At 45.8% G+C, this 3,002-nt stretch carries 3 protein-coding genes; 1 reads left to right on the top strand and 2 read right to left on the bottom strand.

Annotated features, from left to right (window positions below):
• The first annotated feature begins 83 nt into the window (after positions 1–83).
• On the top strand, positions 84–269 hold the full coding sequence (locus QUA62_RS28000; RefSeq protein ID WP_333078879.1) for a hypothetical protein: 186 nt from the start codon (positions 84–86) through the stop codon (positions 267–269).
• Positions 270–421: 152 nt separating this feature from the next.
• On the opposite strand, the gene QUA62_RS27995 is transcribed toward QUA62_RS28000, so the two are convergent.
• Together QUA62_RS27995 and QUA62_RS27990 are read right to left on the bottom strand one after the other, a co-directional pair.
• Complete coding sequence (locus QUA62_RS27995; RefSeq protein WP_333408085.1) at positions 422–2,686, bottom strand: WD40 repeat domain-containing protein; 2,265 nt, start codon at positions 2,684–2,686, stop codon at positions 422–424.
• A gap of 1 nt (position 2,687) precedes the next feature.
• Positions 2,688–3,002 (bottom strand): WD40 repeat domain-containing protein (locus QUA62_RS27990; RefSeq protein ID WP_445301729.1); only part of this gene is annotated, 315 nt, incomplete at its 5' end.

Below are 3,002 nucleotides of genomic sequence, written 5' to 3'. Positions count from 1 at the left end.
TTTCCTTTCATTTATTATCAAACTTTCCTATTTTACCATAGAAATTTATATTTACATCTCAAATGGAATTGCTATACCGTAAAATGAGTAAAATTGAACTTTCAACAGCCCGCCTTGAAGCTTCCCTAAATGCCAAAATTGAGCGGCATTTTGATACCTTAGACACCAAACCCGATCGCCTCATACCTGCCTTTGTGATTTACAAACTTAGGGTCAAACCAAACCCGACGGCCTCGATTCCAGTTACAAAGACCTTGCCAGTTTGGTAACACCCTGCCAAGTCAAATCGGTCATAATCATTTTTAAACGACGGACACAGCCGCAAATCTAGATTTTAGATTTTGGATGGACGGTTCGAGCCGGAGAATTACCAGCCACTCAAACTGGTCAAATTCAGCCGCGCTGACGATAGATAAGAAATTTATGTTAGTGGCTCTATCCCTTCTAGCCGTAAGAAATATACGCGACCAGATGCGTCGCCCGCTACGATTGTGACTCCATCGACAGCAATAGTGCAAGAGGCAATCGGGCTTTCACCCGTGAAACTAGCAATGATATTTCCATTCGACAAATCCCAGACTTTGAGGGTGTTGTCGTCAGAACCAGAAATCGCCCGCTTCCCATCCTCCGTGACGGCTACTATATTTACTGAGTTGCTGTGACCTTTGAGAGTAAACAGTTCTTTTCCAGTGGTTAAATCCCAGACTTTAAGAGTTGTGTCTCTTGAACCAGAAATTGCCCGCTTGCCATCAGCAGTAGCAGCGACTGCTATTACCGACTTGCTGTGACCCGTGAGGGTAAAAAGTTGCCTTATAGCTATTGGATTTCTCCAAATAAAAGCTAATAATTCCCTCCTTATTTCTACATCCCAGACTTTGAGGGTGTTGTCCGACGAACCAGAAATCGCCAGCTTGCCATCAGTGGTGACGGCAACTGCATCTACCGAGTCCCTGTGACCTTTGAGCGTAAACAGTTCTTTTCCAGTGGTTAAATCCCAGACTTTAAGAGTTGTGTCTCTTGAACCAGAAATGGCTCGCTTTCCATCAGCGGTGACGGCAACTGCATCTACCGAGTCCCTGTGACCTTTGAGCGTAAACAGTTCATCTTCAGTTTCTAAATCCCAAACTTTGAGGGTGTTGTTCCGTGAACTAGAAATCGCCCGCTTCCCATCAGCGGTGACGGCGACTGCACTTACCGAGTCCCTGTCACCTGTAAGCATAACCAGTCCATTTCCAGTGGTTAAATCCCAAACTTTGAGGGTGTTGTCCGACGAACTGGAAATCCCCCACTCCCGATCTGCAGTGTCGGCTATTGCTTTTACCAAGTAGCTGTGACCTTTGATGGTAAACAGTTTATCTTCAGTTGTTAAATCCCAGACTTTAAGGGTGTTGTCCGACGAACCAGAAATCGCCCGCTTCCCATCAGCAGTGACGGCGACTGCATTTATCGAGTCCCTGTGACCTGTAAGCGTAAACAGTTCCTTTCCAGTTGTTAAATCCCAAACTTTGAGGATGTTGTCCGACGAACCAGAAATCGCCAGCTTCCCATCAGTAGTGACGGCTATTGCTTTTACCCTGTGACTTTTGATTGTAAACAGTTGCTTTCGAGTGGTTAAACCCCAGACTTTGAGGGTGTTGTCCGACGAACCAGAAATCGCCCGCTTCCCATCCTCCGTGACGGCGACTGCATTTACCCAGTTGCTGTGACCTTTAAGAGTAAAGAATTCCTTTCCAGTGATTAAATCCCAGACTTTGAGGGTGCTGTCAAATGAACCAGAAATCGCCAGCTTCCCATCAGCAGTGACGGCGACTGCATTTACCCAGTCGCTGTGACCATTGAGAGTTAACTGTTCATCTCCAGTTGTTAAATCCCAGACTTTGATGGTGTTGTCCGATGAACCAGAAAGCGCGCGCTTGCCATCAGCAGTTACGACAACTGCATTTACTGAGTTGCTATGACCTTCGAGAGTAAACTGTTCATCTCCAGTTGTTAAATCCCAGACTTTGATGGTGTTGTCCGATGAACCAGAAATTGCCCGTTTCCCATCAGCAGTGACGGCTACTGTATTTACTGAGTTTCTGTGACCTTTGAGAGTCAACTGTTCCTTTCCAAGGGTTAAATCCCAGAGTTTGAGAGTATTGTCATCTGAACCAGAAATCGCCCGCTTCCCATCAGCAGTAACGGCGACTGCATTTACTGAGTTTCTGTGACCTTCGAGGGTGCGTAGTAGTCCCCTGCGAGGGGGAGTTAAACAAGGTATCAAAGGACGCAACCAAGGTGCTGCTTTCCACTGCTTTGCTACCTCCAGCATTGCCTGAATCAGAGGCATTTCAAAGTACAGTAAGCGCCCTAACAATTGTTCCGCCAGTTTGGTTTTATCTCCCTCCAAAATATCGGCTGACATCCACAGTACCCTTTGAATCCAGTTCAAGGCTTTTGCTGTTTCTGAGTTGTATTCTAGGTTAGTGACTGCTTCAGAAGCGTCAACCAAATCGAAATCATCAATCAGTGCCTGCACCCCAAACTCAGGATGCTGAATCTTTGCCATCAGAAAGTTAAAATCTGTCAGTCTTTGATAATACTTTTCTAAATGACCTGACTTGACATAATTTGGTAGTAAGCTGCCCAGATAAGCACGTTGATAGGAAAGTGGTTTGGCCGCTAACTTGTCAGCAAATTCTGCCATCTCACGCCATCCCCTTTTCTAAATACTCAGCAATCCCTTCTAGTCGCAGGAAATATACGCGACCGGATGCGTCGCCTGCCACAATTGTGATTTGATCTGGTGCAATAGCGCAAGAGGCGATCGAACTTTTACCCGTGAAACTGGCAATAACATTTCCACTCGATAAATCCCAGACTTTGAGACTTTTGTCTCTTGAACCAGAAATCGCCCGTTTACCATCAAGAGTGACGGCTACTATTTTTACCGAGTTGCTGTGACCTTTGAGAGTACACTGTTCGTTTCCAGTGGTTAAATCCCAGACTTTGAGGGTTTTGTC

Source organism: Microcoleus sp. MON1_C1 (assembly GCF_036701945.1).
Taxonomy (GTDB): Bacteria; Cyanobacteriota; Cyanobacteriia; order Cyanobacteriales; family Microcoleaceae; genus Microcoleus.
Note: the sequence above shows the minus strand (reverse complement) of the source record. Positions and strands in the feature narration are given on the sequence as shown.